We start from the raw sequence: 16,517 nt of genomic DNA on the forward strand, positions 1-16,517 counted from the left end.
CCTAAATACTACTTTACTATTATATAGATTTATATTTATTATCCACCATGATTCAAAATACTTAAATTTTATTAAATAATGCTTTAATAAGAATAAGATTAACTATTTTCATCCAATCATATTATCAAACAATAGCAATTAAAAGAAATATAAGTATAATAATAAAGAAGAAATAATAATATAATAAATAACACCATTATATTTAATAATTTATAGTGGAGGAGAAAAATAATGACAAAATGTCCCAATTGTGGCTTTGAAAATAATGATAAAGACACATGTATAATCTGTGGTCAAAGCCTTAAAGATATCCCAAATAATATAAATGAACAAAACATACAAGAAAACAATCAACCAAATCCTAATAAACAAAACAAGCCACAGCAACCAATCAAATCACAATACCAACAAGAATACAATAACCAAGAATATCAAAACCAGAATAACCAACAGAACAACCAATACTCAACTCAAAATAATCAACAAAATAACCACTATGATAATGGAAATTCTAACTACTATCAGCAATATAATCGAATGGACAATAATAATCAAAATAATTATCAACGCTTTGGACAACAAAACCAATACAATGAATACAGCAATCCTGAATATCAGAATTACGGAAATACTCAAGGAAATCAAAATTATGGAAATCAAAATGGACAGTATCTATCACACAAAAGTAAAACTGTTGCATTTATATTAGGTTTTTTTATTGCTGGAGCAGGTTATGCCTATATTGACCAATGGGGAAAAGGAATAGCAGTATTTTTAATAGTTTATGTCTGTGTTGCACTTTCCATACTTATCATCCCACCATTTATAGCACTAATAATATGGATATATTCATTATATGATGTGAACAGACAAATAGGTATTATGAATAATAGAACTACCAATAACTTCAACAATTAAATTCCCATTACAACAAATCTTTTCCTAATTTTATTTTTTTTATAAAAACTTGTTTAATCGTTTTATAGCATCTAATTTATCTTTTTTATCAAGTTTTGCCTGGTCAAGTGCATCTTTAATTGTTTCAATAGAATGGTCATATACTTCTTTATCAACAGGGTATGGAAATCCATCTTTTCCACCATGAGCAAAACTATATTTAACAGGGTCTTCCCAGCTAGCTTTTTCACCATAAACAAGGTCACTTATTAATGCTAATGCTCTTATCTTTTTTGGACCAATACCCTTTAAGGAAATTAATTCTTTATAGTTTTCAGGTTGTATTTCATAAGCGTTTTTAAGAACTTTGAATTCTCTGTCTGATAAATCCATGTCTAGCACTTCATGATGTGCTGGCATGCTAAATGCTTTTTGATTCTTAAATCCTGTTGGATCTTCATCATCATGTTGATTAAAATCAAAAAAGTCAGTTAGTAGTGTTTGTTTTGGGTCTTCTCTTCTGAAGTATGTTCTTAAGTGTTCAGGATTATCATTTATCAAGTCTACACTTGTTTTTTGTACTTCTTTACTGTCTTCTGATGGCATGTTTAATGCTAGTTCTTCTTTCTTATCACATTCTATACTAGTATGTGGGTCATTTAGGAAATTATCAATGTCTGTGTTCATCCAATGATATCTTCTAGCATATCCTGTATTTGTATTCATACCTTGTTGTACAACTGCCCAATTACCTGATTCAGTTAGAAAAAAGTTATGTTGATATAATGTATAAGTATCTTGTATACATGCATTATCTATCTTAGCTGATAATTTAGATGATTCTTTCAGAGTATCAGTTGCTTTTGTAGATATATTAAATGTTGATGAAAGATCTTCTATTTGTTTAGGTGTTTTACGTGAATTTTTTCCTTTTCCACCTAATACTGCTATTCCATGTTCCTCAGGATTTAAACTTGCTCTTAGAGCACCACATGTAGTAGTAGTTGTTCCTGAAGAATGCCAGTCAAATCCTATTACACAGGAAAAGCTTTGAAACCAGTAGGGATTAGATAATCTTTCAAGAAATTTTTCCTGACTATATTCTTCAAGAATTACTTCTGTTAAAGCACGTGATAATTTAACCATCCTATTCCAGAGCCAACGTGGCGTATGATCTGAGTGTAATGGTAATGTAGTTATTCCTTTTCTTTGCATGATAATATTTATTTCATATTTATATTATAAACATTAACCGGGCATGATAAGTATTATTTTTCGTGTAACATGATAAATATTAATTTTTTTTTATTAAGTTAAATGTTACATCTTTTATATTCGTTATTAATCATTGTTGTATCTGTTTAAAGATAAAATATTTAAATAATATTAATTAAAAAATTATAAATAGATAAAAGTATAGTCAGGTGAAATATTGGATAAAAAAATAGTATTAACCATATTAATAGTAGCACTTATAGGGGTTGTTGCTGCTACTTATAATAGTAGTAATAATGAAACTTTATTCAATCCATTAACAGCTATTGCTGATGATTCAGCAGATAGTATTTCGGATTTATTATCATCTGGTGATGAAGGTCAATCCGTATCTGATTTATTAGTAGCTGGTGATTCCCAGAATAGTCCTGCAGGTCAAGCAGGTACTGGCACCGGTCAGGCAAGTTCAAGTAATAGTCAATCCGACACGGGTGCAGATCAATCAGGTTCAGGTAATGGTCAATCTGGTACTGGGAATAACATTGGTAACAATAACGGAAATTCTGGAAGTGGAAACTCTATTGGTACTAACACAAATAAGAAAAACGGTGGCACTGATAACAACGGAAACTCTGGAAATGTAGATAATAACAATAACAATAACAATAATAACAATAACAATAACAATAATAACAATAACAATAATAACAATAACAATAATAACAATAACAATAATAACAATAAAATGAATACTTCAGATAATAATATAACCAAGAATATAACTAACAAAACAGATAATATTACTGTATTATCAGTAGATGAAGCAGAAAAACTTGTATATTCTGATTTAAAAACAAATAATCATAAAGTAGATACAGTAAAACTTATTCAAACAGATACATCAGCTGATGGACATAAGTTATACATCTTCGCCGCTTACAGAAATGGTGAAGTGATTGCTGAATATGAAGTAGATACTACTACTAAACAATTATCTGGTGGAGCAGGTAAAGATGAAACTCCAGATCCAGACAATGTCACGGATGATAATATTACTACAACGTAGAAAAAATAACCTTTCTTTTTTTCCTTTTTTTAAAATTGATAATTATTGTATTTCTAATATTATAATAATAAAAAAAAATATAATTACACAATATTTACTATTTTTCATGTATATTTATTAACATTTTATAAAATAATTGTTTAAATTATTATTTGAATATTAAATGTTGTTAAATATTACTTAAATTATAAATAATTTACTTAATATATATAATATTATAAGTAATAGGAAAATTAAAAATGGATTTATACATATTAGAAAATATATCAATAATACTAATAACCTCCGTAGTAATCCTATTATTATTTAATAAATTAAAACTCCCCTCAATGATTGGACTATTTTTAACGGGAATTATTTTAGGACAATTCATTGACTCTACAAGTATTATAACTAATATATCTGAATTAGGAGTAATCTTTTTATTATTTATTATAGGACTTGAATTCTCAATAGAAAAATTTTCAGCAATTAAAAGATATGCAGTACTTGGTGGAATATTACAGGTAGTTCTTACAACTATTTTAGTTACACTCATACTCTTTATAGGAAAAGCTCCATTAAATCAATCTATTTTTATGGGATTTCTCGTATGTTTCAGTAGTACAGCTATTGTAATGAAAATATTACAGAAAAAACGTTTAGCACACTCAATCCAGGGTAGAGTAACATTAGGAATACTTATATTTCAGGATTTAGCTGTTATACTTGTAATATTATTAACACCAGTACTTGGCGGACAATCAATAGATCTCAGTACACTTCCTACAACATTACTCAAATTAGTAGGATTTGTTATAATAATAGCTGTAAGTGCAAAATGGATTGTACCGATTGCATTAAATGAAGCAGCAAAGACAAAAAATCGTGACTTGTTCATGCTTCTAATATTATTCATATGTCTGGGTACTACCTTTGCAACATCATCCCTTGGAATCTCACCAGAATTAGGTGCATTCCTTGCAGGTTTAATTATTTCAAACACGGAATTCAGCCATCAAGCATTAGGATATGTACAACCATTCCAGGATGTTTTCATGAGTATATTCCTTATATCTATCGGTTTAATGATAAATGTATCCTATTTCATAAATAACATCCTATTAATAATTGCACTGGCTGCAATAGTATTAGTAATCAAATTTGTAGCAACATTTTTAACTGGAGTTATTTTAAAACTTCCTATAAAAACAACTGTAGCTATATCAGTATTATTAAGTCAGATTGGTGAGTTCTCATTTATATTAGCAGAGGATGGAATGAAATATGGGTTAATCAGTGGAGAATTGTTTACAACATTTTTAACAGTGACAATAATAACTATGTCTGCTACTCCGTTACTTGAGAAAATTACACCTCGTCTTGTAGGTATTTTCAAGAAAATACCATATTTCCAAGTTGATGAAGAATTAAAAACAATACAGCCTGCAGAAATTGAAGAGAATGAACTTGAAGATCATGTAATTATTGTAGGATTTGGTGTAAATGGTAGAAACTTATCTAGTGCATGTGAAACTTATAATATACCTTATGTTATAGTTGATTTTAATCCACAGGTTGTAGAAAAAAATAAAGCATTAGGTCTTCCAATTATTTATGGTAATGGTTATGATGAAAGCGTATTGAAAGAATTACGTATTAAATCAGCAAAATGTATTGTTATATCAATGCCTAGTTATGATAGCACTATAAAAGCTGTGGATTCTGCAAGAAGATTAAATCCGGATATTCATATAATTGTTAGAACAAGATTTCTTAAAAATGTTGATGATGTATATGAAGCTGGTGCTGATGAGGTTATTCCTGAGGAATATGAAACAAGTATTATCATGTTTACACGTGTAATGGATTATTATGATAAAGATATGGATGAAATAAATAGTACGATTGAAAGTCTTAGGTCTGATGCTTATGATACGTTCCGTCATGTATCTTCAGATGATATTACAACTTCATTGAGTAACCGTGTGACCGATTTAAATATGGAGTCTGTACAGATTACTAGAAAACAGAAAATTAGTGATATAGACTTTAATAGGTTTAATCTTACTGTAACATCAGTTATTAGAAATAATAAAACATTCACAGAAATAGATGCCAGATTCAATTTGAAAATCGATGATTTAGTTATATTTACTGGTACCTCTGAAAATATAAGTAGTTTTTTAAGATATTTCCATGTTACTAATGAGATATAATTTCTCTTTTCTATCTTTTTTTTAATTAATTTTTTTATAATAAGTTTTTTCTAGGAAGGTTAGATTATATATAGATTATTGATTATGTTTTCAATAATCTGTATAATAGTTTTTTATTGTATTATTCTGGTATTGTTATGAATAATGGTATCATGTATAGTATTACGAATAGTACTATTAATTCTATTGTTATTTTTAATGCGTCTTTTGTTGAAGTTTCCATCATATTCACCTTTTGAATTATTATAATTTTTTTATAGATTATGAAGTACTAATAGAATACTCCATTATATATTAAAATTCATTAGTTATATAAATTTAAGTAAACCTAAATATATAAAGTTTGTTATAAAATATATTCCAAATTAGAAAAAAAAGATTAAAACTAATTCAATAATTCTCTAATTTCATCATTATACTTAGAAATAACATCAGAAACCCTCTTAAAGTAAGCATCAGTATATTCTTCACCATCAGTTAATCTAACATGAGAAGCATCAAAATACTTATCATCAATATCCAAAACCTCACTAATATAACCATCTTCTAAAGACTTAGTACTACTATCATGAGGATTATAAGCCCTGTTACTACCATCAAATGCCGGACAAACAATAGCACAATATTTTAAATCATATAAAGAAGATTCCCTATTAATTCCAGTAGGGTCTGGTAAATTATATGTCTGTTTAAGATATTCCTTTTCCTCATCAGTGAAATTATGAATAGGTGCACAGAAAGGTATTCTACTGATAACATACCTGTCATCAAATACACGAGCCAATCCACCTTCAACAAGTGATTCCACCATAAACCTAGTTGGAGACTCTATAGAAACATATCTATCAAGAGAAATTGTATCAATTACATCCTTAACCAATAAATTATTACCCCTATACTCAGGTAAAACATAGATATACTGAAGAACTAAAGATTTATGTTCATTAGCATCTCCACCTTTATAAGCACTAAAACCTACAACCTTATCTATATGAACAATCTCTTTAAAAATCATGCAATTCTCATTCTCTGAAATATCAAAGTTTTCTTCATTAATACTCTCAAGAAGGTAAGGATAATGCTGTTCCAGAATTGTTATGATTGGTAAACTATATCTATGATCAGGATTATTAGGGTCTACACTAAAAATCTGACCTTCCCCATTTTCTCTACGAATAATATCTTTATCTTTAACCATAAGTATCCCCTCAACTAGTTCTTTAATATGATATATGAACATAACTTAAAGATATATTTTATTTAATTAGAAAAGAGCCTTTATAATTAATTTTCACAATAAGTTTATTTAAATTATAAATTCAGAAAAAAACAATGAAAAACTAAATTAATTATTAAATACTTAAAAAATAGAATAAAAAAAATAAGAAAAAATAATTTTTATAAATTATTAAACAAACTGATCTTTAATTATCCAGAAACTCATCGCAAATAAACATCCCACCATGATTAAAGGAGGACTTACAAAATATCCTAGAATATAAGCAATTGCAAAGAATATGAACTCTATAAAAGAATTCTTTTTACCATTATTAAGATAAACTATTAAAGCAATATTTGCAGGATCTGTTTTCTTTAAAACCTCTGCCTGTAAAATATAATGTATATGAAGAACTACAAAGAAAGCTCCAAAGCAAGCCTGAGCAAAGAATGAAAAGAAATGCTCTGAAACCATTATAGTAGCATATGGTATAAAACTTAAAATAAATATGCTTATCATATTTGTCCATACGATGGAATCTGTTAACTTATTTATTTTTATAAACAAATTATGATTTGAATTCCAAATATTAAATACAACAAAGAAACTTATTATATAAGCAAAGAATTCCACCTTTACTTCCCAGAGACTTGCTAAATCTGGATGAGCTGGTAATGGAATTTCTAAGATAATTATTGTAACAATAATAGCTAAAATTGCATCAATCAATGCTTCAAATCTCTCAGTGTCCATCAACATCACCTTTTTCACAGGTATTTAAATACTTAAATGGTAAATTCCAAATTATAGCAGTTACTAAACATGCAATTAAAATTGCAATAGGATTAATAAATATTCCTAAGATAAATCCAACAATGAACACTAAATAAATCAAGACATTTAATCGAACATATCTAAAAGCATCAAGGTTATTGTTATTATAATTATAATTATCACGAGTTACTGCAATGTGACTTGCTAACATATATAAAATATTTGTAATAACAAATAACAATCCATAACATAACTCAGGAACTAATGAATAAGGGTATTCAGAAACCCAAAGAGTAAAGTAAGGTACAAATGTAATTGTAAGTGTTAACACCATATATATTGCTATTACGACATTATCAATATCCTTAATTCGATCAAATAATTTTCTATGATTATTCCATATACTTGCTATAATAATAAAACTGATAAGATAACTAAGATACATCACACTTGATTCCATTAAACCACTGAGACTTAATGTCTCAGGTTGAGGAATTTTAATTACCATAATTGTCATCATTATAGCAAAAATAGCATCAATAAATGTTTCAAATCGACCTGAATCCAATAATAACACCATTCCCCTTAAATTTTAATGTTCAATCCAAGCTTTAATTCTATCTTTAGAATCATTAACCGCAGAACCTTTTATTTCAAGTCCTTTTTTAATATCAGCACCCTTACAAAGTTTTTTAATATCTTTCATACAATTTCCTAAACCTGATCCTTCATGGGTGATAACTGTTTTAACAGTCTTTCCAGTAAAATCAAGTTTGTCTAATTGTCTTTGTAGAACCATTGGTAATGTTCCCCACCAATTAGGTGATGCAATATATATTGTATCATATTTACTTATATCATCAAGATTTTCTTTAGGTTCTGGATAAATATTCTTTTCTTGTTCTTCTTTTGCTATATCAATAGTTTCCATGTAAGATTCTGGATAATCTTCTTCTGTTTCTACTTGAAAAGTATCTGCATCAATGAATCCTTTAATATAATCTACGATAATCTCTGTATTTCCTTTTTCAAGATTTACTATATCCCCATTGAGGTAGTTCTCGCCTCTTCTAGAATAATAAATAATTAAGCTTTTCATATTATCACTTAATTATCGTATATATTATTTTAAATATATAAATTAAAAATATTATTTGAACAGTTTCTTATCGTTTTTGTAAAAATAGATTAATAAGTTATAATAAAAAAAATAGGGAGATTAAGAACCTTTATAAATATTCTCATTTGAGAATATCTTAATTAATTCATGTAATTCATCATTATAAGGCACTCTGAATCCAACTGCTCCAGGTCCACTTGTTTTTATATTATTTATACTGTAATCATCATCTTCACGGCCATTATTGATGATATACCATATGTAATTATTATTAATAATAAACAATTGACCTTCACCTATTTCATGGTCTTCATAGTATATATTTGATGGATCATATACTATGTCTGCTTTTTTTAGTAGTTTTTTTAGGAATTTTGATGGTCTTGGTGCTCCTGAAAATTTCTCCTCAATTTTTGTCATTGCCTGGTCTTTAATTTCTCGTTCTTTGTCTAGTTCTTTCTGTCTTTCTTTTTTATCTTCTGCTTGTTTTGTTAGTGTTTCTGTTATTTGTAATATTTCCTCTACTTTCTGTGTATTTTTTTCTTTACACATCCACCCGTAGGGGTTTCCCTCTATTTTCATTACATCTTTAAAGTCGTTCGGTCCATATTTTTTAAAGTATGGCTTTATTTTTTCCATGTGATTATTACTTATTTCTTTGTTTAAAGCGTATAATTTTCCATGTTCTTCATGGTCTATGCATTTTAATACTAGCTTTAATGGTTCTTCACTGGTCATTTAGTATTCCTCTATGTACATGTCGCCTTCGTATACATTGTTTTCTGTTAATGTTTTTATTAGTTCATGTAGTTCTTCTGTATAATCTAGTCTGAATCCTACTGCTCCTCCACCATCTGGTATTTCTATATTATTTATGTTCCAGTTGTCTTCTTTTCTTCCATTATTCATTATATACCATATGCTGTTTTTTGTTATGATAAAGAGGTGTCCTCCACCATAGTATCTGTTGTCTCTGAAACTGTTTGCTGGGTCATATGCTATTCTTGCTACTCTTAGCAGTGTGTCTAGTCTTTGTCTTGGTCTTGGTGCATTTGCGAATTTTTCCTCGATTTTTAGTTGTGCTTCTTCTTTTTCTTTTCTGTGTGCATCATAGTATTTTCTTTTCTCTGCTCTGTCTTTTTCCTGTTTTTCTAGTGTTTCTGTTATGCCTAGTGCTTCTTCTACTTTTGGTATGTTTTCATATGTGCACATCCATCCATGTGGATCTCCTGCTATTTTCATCACGTCGGGGAATTCTTTTGGTGAGAAGTGTTTCATGTATGGTTTTGCTTTTTCTAGTTCTTCATCGGGTATTTTCTTGTTTAATCCGTATAGGTCACCATATTCTACTGGGTCATTACATTTTATTACTAGTTTTAATGGTTTTTCATCTGTCATTTTTATTTACCTTTTTCATGTTTTTTATCATTTTTATTTATGTTTCTTTGATTCTATAGATATTTTGAAATATTTTATTATTTGGGCTTTGTAGAAAACCTATAATTTCATAATAAAAATTTTTATAAAAACATTATTTAATCTTTTAAAATTAAATTATTTTAAAAAATAGGTAATTAAATAAAAAAATTACACTTGAAATCAATCTAAATTATAAAATTAAAGAATAATAATAAGTTTAAAAGTAATACAAGAAGAATAAGTATTTATTTAAAGAGTAGAATAGATATAATTATGCTAAACGAAAATACCTATTCTACAAATAACTATTTGAATTCTAAACAACTTAAACTTTTCGATTTTGGAATTCAAAGACGAAATAATAATTATTTATCAGAAATATCTGAAAATGAAAAAATAGATTTAACACATAATATGATGTTAGATTTCGTATTAACAGCATATAATTATGCTAAATTAACTTTTAACAAATATTCATCACATTATTCAAAGAAAAAATACACACAACCACAATTGTTTGCAATAATAGCGTATAAAATATACAATAAATACGATTACAGAACTACAATTGATAATTTAAACGTATCCACTAAATTACAGAAAGCTTTAAGACTAAAAACGATACCACATCACACTACTATTCAGAAGTTCTTCAAAAGAATAGAAACAGAACAAATAAACAATATTAACAAAATATTATTACAATATTTCCCAGTGAAAGAGTGTTATTTCAGTTTAGATGGAACAGGATACACTAATTCCTATTCAGACATCTATTATAACAATAGAACCAATAAAACAAGACGACAGTACATAAAAAACCATATCACAATCGATTCAAAATACATGTTAATAAGACATTACAATGCTTTAAAAGGACCAAAATTCGATACAGTATTTGCAATAAGTGCAATTAGAGCAATAAAAAAGTATAAACCACGATACATATTAGCAGATAGAGCATATGATTCAGAAATAATTAAAAAAACAATAGTAGAAGAAACAACAGCATTACCACAAATACCTGTTAAAACTAGACAAAAATCAGGAAAATATAGAAGTAAATGTAGAGCTATATTCTTAAAATCAATATATAACTTTAGAAATCAAGTAGAATGTGTGAATAGTATACAAAAAAGAAGATTCAATGGAATAAACTATAGCAGATCTACGAAATTGCAAATAAAAGAAACAAAATTAAAAAATGTGTTTTATAATATTTATAGATCTATTCAAATTTTACAAAAATAGGATTTCAACAAAGCCATTATTTGTATTTATCTTATTTAATTATACAAAGACTTATATATTAATATATATTGATATATTAGTAACAGTACAGAGATGATAATATGTCACAATATTTTCAAACCAATATAAACACTCCAAGAAACATTAGAAATGATGCACAGAATATGTTAAATAATATATTAAATAATATGGCTGAAACTGGAGAACTAGATAATTTAAGTCTAGACGAATTACTAGAAGAACAAGAATTACTAATAGATCAATTAGACCTAGACGACTACTGTTACTCAAATGATACATACACAGATAATAATGATATGCATTTCACTAATACAACAGATACATTAAGCCTATTTAATGAAAAATTAATTAATAATAGAAAAACTGCAAATAAAGTTAAAGTATAACTTAATTACATTAACCCCCACATTCATTTTCTTGAAAAAATATATTTAAAGATATAATAACAAATATAATATTGTTCTCAGGGCGGAGTGTAAGTCTCCACCGGTGGTAATTTAATCAGATTAATGATTAATAAGTCCACGAGCATAGTTTTATGTTGATTTGGTGAAAATCCAAAACCGACAGTTACAGTCTGGATGGAAGAGAATGTACATATAAAACCAAAATATACATTTAATCCCTTTTTTTAGCCCTGGTTCATAATATTTAAATCGATTAACAGGAGATATGATATTAATGAATCATGAAGATATGTTAGATGGAACACCAAATGAAAGAGTAGAATTAGCATTAGATACTCTTAGAAATGGAAAAGGTGTTATAGTTACAGATGATGAGTCACGTGAGAATGAAGGTGACATGTTCTTTGCAGCTGAAAGTGTTACAGAACAACAGATGGCCTTGTTAATACGTGAGGGTAGTGGAATAGTCTGTCTATGTATGAGTGAAGATGATGCTGATAAACTAGAATTACCTCTTATGGTTGAAAATAATACCAGTACATATAAAACAGCATTTACTATTAGTATAGAAGCCGCTGAGGGTGTTACTACAGGTGTATCTGCTAAAGACAGAGTCACTACTGTAAGGACTTGTGTTAAAGATAATGCAAAGCCTACTGATTTACATCATCCAGGCCATGTATTTCCATTAAGAGCTAAAAATGGTGGAGTACTTGAAAGGAACGGTCATACTGAGGCTAACATTGACTTGATGAGAATGGCAGGACTTAAACCTATGGGAGTTTTATGTGAAATAACAAATCCTGATGGAACAATGGCTAGAATGCCTAGAATAATTGAATTTTCAGAAGAGCATGATATGCCTGTTGTTACAATTCAGGATATTATTAAGTATAAAAAAGAAGTATACATGGATAATACATAATTTTTATTATTATATTACTGATTCCTTATTTTCATTAAATCACCTACATAATTAGAATAAATTGAGGAATATATTGAAATTATGTTACATGTAATTTCATATAATTTTTTTTCTTTTCAACTAGTTTATTAGAATAACTGTTTTTATTTGTTTTTAAAGTATCTATTTATATAATTATTAATAAATTGAATAGTATATCTTGTTTTATGTTAATTAGCATATAATTAAACTAAATTTATAAGAGTAAATGATACTATGCATAAATACAATTCTAACCTATTAATTATGATAATGATGCTAGGAACTTTTGGAATACTTAGCACAGAACTTGGAGTAATAGGTATTCTACCACAAATAGCTCAATATTTTAATGTTGGTATTGACCATGCAGGATTATTTGTAAGTTTATTCTCAATAACAATAGCAATAACCAGTCTATTTATACCAATGCTATTTAATAAATATGATAGAAAAAAGGTATTTTCATTAGTGTTATTAGTATTTGTAGTATGCACATTCTTCTCAGCATTCACAGATAACTTCTACTTTGCATTACTATGCCGTGTGATACCTGCTATATTTTATCCTGCATATATTAGTCTTACACTAGCAGTAGCAGCAGAAATTGTTCCAAAAGAAAAGGCACAAGAAAGTGTCAGTAAAGTTATTATGGGAGTAAGTGCAGGTACTATTATAGGTGTTCCAATCACAACATTCATGGCAACTATTATAGGCTACAGAGCAGCAATGCTATGGTTTACTGTTGTAACATTTATAGCATTTATTGCAACAGTCCTATTTTTCCCCAAACTTCCAGGAAAAGTCACTGCCTATGGATCACAAGTACAAAGTGTGAAGACTAAAATATTCTTCATGTCATGTGTTGGTGTACTTGTACTGATAACCGGTGTTTGTATAAGTTATAGTTATATGTCAGAATTCCTACAGACAGTAACACATATTGTTGGCTTAGATTTAAGTATAACATTATTCCTGTTTGGTATTGCATCACTATTTGGAAACTGGATTGGTGGAAAATTATTAACAACAAAACCAGATCAGACAACACTTACATATCCTTTCATATTAAGTGGATTATTCCTATTATTCTATTACTATGGTCATAGTATTATTCCAACAGTGCTACTAATGATAGTCTGGGGATTTCTTGATGGACTTGTTAATGATATTATACAATACTGGGTTGTATCAGCAGCTCCACAGGCACCAGAGTTTGCTAATGGTATCTATATAAGTGTACTTAATATTGGTATAACTATGGGTACAAGCATAGGTGGATTTATTATCCTATCCTATGGAACAATATCAATATTCCTTGCATCAATAATAATCATGTTATTCTCATTTATATTCATATTACTAAGAACAAGAATTAATCTAAATCCATCCTGATAAAAAATACAATACAAAAAAAATATTATAAATAGTATAAAATAGTATGTTACAGGTACATCATGTAACCTAAAATTATAATTAAGAGAATTAAAGTTAATTAAAATAAAAATAGTTATAAGGAAATGATAAACTTCTAATTTATCATTCTTTAAAATCCAAGTAATATTTTAAATCCGAGGAATATGAGAATAATTCCTCCAACAATCTCAAATTTATTACCAAAAATATCACCAAGTTTCCGACCAATAAATATACCAACAATAGTAAACAAGAATGCAACAATACCAATAATAATACATGGAATCCATAAACTAGTATTAAGAATAGCAAATGTTAAACCAACAGCAAAGGCATCAATACTGGTTGCAATAGCAAGTAATGTAACCTCCTTAAAATTAAACTCATCTACAGTATCCTCCTCATCACTATCTAAACTCTCACGAATCATATTAAGACCAATACATAACAATAATATAAATGCGACCCATGGAGCAATATTAGAAATAAAAGAACTAATACTAGTACCACAAAGATAACCGATGACAGGCATCATAAACTGGAAAACACCAAAAAAGATACCATACCATAAAACTTGCATTCTAGTCAAATTCTTCTGTGTAAAACCCTTAGTCAAAGAAACACTAAAAGCATCCATAGCTAAACCAATAGCCAATAATAAAATTGCAAAAAACTCCATTTCCATAAAAAAAATATACTCCTTATTAATCAAATTATAAATAAATTAGAAAAAAAAATAAATTAAAACCTACACTATTTTTTATTAATCTAAATCAAAATAGAAATCCTACACTCAATACTATAATATTTCTAAAATAACCTAATAAATAATTAACCCAACCAAACTTGAATAATATTCAATAAAACATCCCTCATAACGAAGAATATAAATGAATATTATTCCTTACTTCTAATAAGTGACTTAATATATAAATTAGCCCATTCCATCGTAATATTATTAGCAACCAACTCACCAATAACAATACCTAGCCAAGCACCAAACTCACCCCATCCGAGAATCATGGAAAACAACACTGCAAAAAACAAGGTGAAACCAGATTCTCTGAAAATCGTCTGAAACATTGCAGTAACACCCTTACCAACACCCTGGAATACATATGTGGAATTAACACCAACAGCCATAGTAGGATAGAAAAACACTATACAATGTAAAAAGTCAATCAAGGAACCTGACAAAGAAACACTACTATCAGCATATGAAAATAACATTACAATCCACGGTGCAAACATATAAGTAACTATAGCACAAACAACACCTAAAATAATGGAAATCTTCATAGAATACCTATGAACAATACGTATATTCTCAAAATTATGAGCACCATAATTAGCACCTACCACACTAATAAGAGCAGTGCCAACAGCCAACATAGGCATAGTGCCAATAGTAACAATTCTCCAACCACTACTATAAACAGCAATAACATCAGTACCACTAACTATTGTTAAAAGTAATGAAAACAAAGCAGCAAAAACTGCATTATTAATTAACTCTAAACTAGCAGGAAGACCAACCTTCAAAATATCAAAAGTAATACCCCTGCTAAACTTGAAATTACCTATAAATGGCTTTAAATATGTACTTCTACCAACATAAAACCAATATAATAATACGATGTTAACAAAAGCTAATGATATAATAGTAGCATAAGCGGCACCAGCAACACCCATACCAAATACATATATAAACAATGGATCTAAAACCATATTAAGAATAGATGTAGCAATCATAGCATACATAGTTCTTTTAGCATCACCTTCACCTCTCAGAATACCATATATAGCGTTAGACAGGATAACAAAAACAGAGCCGAGAACAATAATATTACCATATTCCAAAGCATAACCAATAGTACTACCAGCACCCATATACACAAGAATAGGCCTTAAGAAAACCCATAAAACAAGAGTAGTAACTAATGAAAAAAACAAGGTGATAAACATAGTATGAATAGAACCATTATCAGCCTTAGACTTATTATCCTCACCGATATACTTACTTAAACTGGACGCAGAACCAGCACCAAGACCATTACCAATACCCATAATAGCAGTGAAAATCGGAGTAACAAAACCCACACCAGCAAGAGCATTAACACCAATACCAGCAACCCACATAGCATCCACAACATTATAAATACTAATGAAAAATAAGGAAACAATTAATGGAATAGACATACGTATTAAAGCATTCCTAGAATCACCAAGTATACTTTTAACACTAGAATCATTAGAACTAACATTATCCCCTATCAAATCAATTCCACCGAAAAGAAAATTATGTGAATATATATCTAATTAATAATTAATTAACATTAACCTTAATAGATAAACAAAAATAGATAAATTAAATTTTGTAAAAATAGAACTTTATAATACTAAGATTTGAATAGAAATAGTTATTTATTTAAATAATATATTTGAAAGGCCGGCAACTTTCTGAAATTCCCATAGACTTACCATCTATAGTACCAAACAAAACGTGGATAGACTTTATTACTGAGATCGAGACGAGATCAGATGTGACCCTATCGCTATGGTCGCCGTACC

The 16,517-nt window shown here is 28.3% G+C and carries 17 protein-coding genes, 1 rRNA gene and 1 riboswitch; of the genes, 8 read left to right on the forward strand and 10 right to left on the reverse strand.

The genetic code is table 11. From position 1 onward, the window contains the following. Positions 1–231: 231 nt before the first annotated feature. The gene (locus tag OTK55_RS07990) at positions 232–918 is read left to right on the forward strand and encodes a hypothetical protein (RefSeq protein ID WP_274871697.1); all 687 of its coding nucleotides are present in this window, start codon (positions 232–234) and stop codon (positions 916–918) included. Between the two features lie 39 nt (positions 919–957). Here the strand turns inward: OTK55_RS07990 and OTK55_RS07995 are convergent, their stop codons facing one another. After that, positions 958–2,112: a DUF763 domain-containing protein gene (locus OTK55_RS07995; RefSeq protein WP_274871698.1), complete on the reverse strand. Its 1,155-nt coding sequence runs from the start codon at positions 2,110–2,112 to the stop codon at positions 958–960. A 217-nt stretch (positions 2,113–2,329) separates the two neighbouring features. Between OTK55_RS07995 and OTK55_RS08000 the strand changes: the two genes are divergently transcribed. Together OTK55_RS08000 and OTK55_RS08005 are read left to right on the forward strand one after the other, a co-directional pair. After that, positions 2,330–3,178, forward strand: a complete 849-nt coding sequence (locus OTK55_RS08000; RefSeq protein WP_274871699.1) for a hypothetical protein — start codon at positions 2,330–2,332, stop codon at positions 3,176–3,178. 239 nt (positions 3,179–3,417) lie between these two features. Then, a complete protein-coding gene (locus tag OTK55_RS08005) occupies positions 3,418–5,376 on the forward strand; it encodes a cation:proton antiporter (protein ID WP_274871700.1) in 1,959 nt (652 codons plus the stop codon). Positions 5,377–5,761: 385 nt separating this feature from the next. Here the strand turns inward: OTK55_RS08005 and OTK55_RS08010 are convergent, their stop codons facing one another. The 6 genes from OTK55_RS08010 to OTK55_RS08035 all read right to left on the reverse strand — a co-directional run bounded on the left by OTK55_RS08010 (position 5,762) and on the right by OTK55_RS08035 (position 9,887). Beyond that, the gene (locus OTK55_RS08010; protein WP_274871701.1) at positions 5,762–6,574 is read right to left on the reverse strand and encodes a hypothetical protein; all 813 of its coding nucleotides are present in this window, start codon (positions 6,572–6,574) and stop codon (positions 5,762–5,764) included. Positions 6,575–6,784: 210 nt separating this feature from the next. Beyond that, positions 6,785–7,348 carry a TMEM175 family protein gene (locus OTK55_RS08015; RefSeq protein WP_274871702.1) on the reverse strand — a complete coding sequence of 188 codons (564 nt, stop codon included), beginning with the start codon at positions 7,346–7,348 and terminating at the stop codon, positions 6,785–6,787. Then, complete coding sequence (locus tag OTK55_RS08020) at positions 7,338–7,937, reverse strand: TMEM175 family protein (protein WP_274871703.1); 600 nt, start codon at positions 7,935–7,937, stop codon at positions 7,338–7,340. Before OTK55_RS08020 ends, OTK55_RS08015 begins: the two co-directional genes overlap by 11 nt. Positions 7,938–7,961: 24 nt before the next feature. Next, a complete protein-coding gene (locus tag OTK55_RS08025) occupies positions 7,962–8,468 on the reverse strand; it encodes a flavodoxin (RefSeq protein WP_274871704.1) in 507 nt (168 codons plus the stop codon). Between the two features lie 120 nt (positions 8,469–8,588). Further along, positions 8,589–9,227: a hypothetical protein gene (locus OTK55_RS08030; protein WP_274871705.1), complete on the reverse strand. Its 639-nt coding sequence runs from the start codon at positions 9,225–9,227 to the stop codon at positions 8,589–8,591. Then, a complete protein-coding gene (locus OTK55_RS08035; protein ID WP_274871706.1) occupies positions 9,228–9,887 on the reverse strand; it encodes a hypothetical protein in 660 nt (219 codons plus the stop codon). A 294-nt stretch (positions 9,888–10,181) separates the two neighbouring features. Here OTK55_RS08035 and OTK55_RS08040 point away from each other — a divergent pair, with 294 nt between their 5' ends. From OTK55_RS08040 to OTK55_RS08055, 4 genes are all read left to right on the forward strand, one after another. Continuing rightward, a complete protein-coding gene (locus OTK55_RS08040) occupies positions 10,182–11,159 on the forward strand; it encodes a transposase (RefSeq protein ID WP_274871708.1) in 978 nt (325 codons plus the stop codon). Positions 11,160–11,260: 101 nt separating this feature from the next. After that, on the forward strand, positions 11,261–11,566 hold the full coding sequence (locus OTK55_RS08045) for a hypothetical protein (protein WP_274871709.1): 306 nt from the start codon (positions 11,261–11,263) through the stop codon (positions 11,564–11,566). A gap of 69 nt (positions 11,567–11,635) precedes the next feature. Further along, positions 11,636–11,777, forward strand: a riboswitch (FMN riboswitch). Between the two features lie 84 nt (positions 11,778–11,861). Beyond that, on the forward strand, positions 11,862–12,512 hold the full coding sequence (gene ribB / locus OTK55_RS08050) for a 3,4-dihydroxy-2-butanone-4-phosphate synthase (RefSeq protein ID WP_274871710.1): 651 nt from the start codon (positions 11,862–11,864) through the stop codon (positions 12,510–12,512). 255 nt (positions 12,513–12,767) lie between these two features. Further along, positions 12,768–13,925: an MFS transporter gene (locus OTK55_RS08055; protein ID WP_274871711.1), complete on the forward strand. Its 1,158-nt coding sequence runs from the start codon at positions 12,768–12,770 to the stop codon at positions 13,923–13,925. 151 nt (positions 13,926–14,076) lie between these two features. On the opposite strand, the gene OTK55_RS08060 is transcribed toward OTK55_RS08055, so the two are convergent. Next, a complete protein-coding gene (locus OTK55_RS08060) occupies positions 14,077–14,562 on the reverse strand; it encodes a manganese efflux pump MntP (RefSeq protein WP_326520460.1) in 486 nt (161 codons plus the stop codon). On the opposite strand from OTK55_RS08060, the gene OTK55_RS08065 reads away from it, so the two are divergent. Beyond that, the gene (locus tag OTK55_RS08065; protein ID WP_274871712.1) at positions 14,468–14,665 is read left to right on the forward strand and encodes a hypothetical protein; all 198 of its coding nucleotides are present in this window, start codon (positions 14,468–14,470) and stop codon (positions 14,663–14,665) included. The genes OTK55_RS08060 and OTK55_RS08065 overlap by 95 nt on opposite strands. A 178-nt stretch (positions 14,666–14,843) precedes the next feature. Here OTK55_RS08065 and OTK55_RS08070 read toward each other — a convergent pair whose 3' ends face one another. Continuing rightward, on the reverse strand, positions 14,844–16,223 hold the full coding sequence (locus tag OTK55_RS08070; protein WP_274871714.1) for an MATE family efflux transporter: 1,380 nt from the start codon (positions 16,221–16,223) through the stop codon (positions 14,844–14,846). Positions 16,224–16,393: 170 nt separating this feature from the next. Next, positions 16,394–16,515: ribosomal RNA gene (rrf, locus tag OTK55_RS08075) — 5S ribosomal RNA — on the reverse strand. Positions 16,516–16,517 lie beyond the last annotated feature (2 nt).

Source organism: Candidatus Methanosphaera massiliense, assembly GCF_028890305.1.
Taxonomy (GTDB): Archaea; Methanobacteriota; Methanobacteria; order Methanobacteriales; family Methanobacteriaceae; genus Methanosphaera; species Methanosphaera massiliense.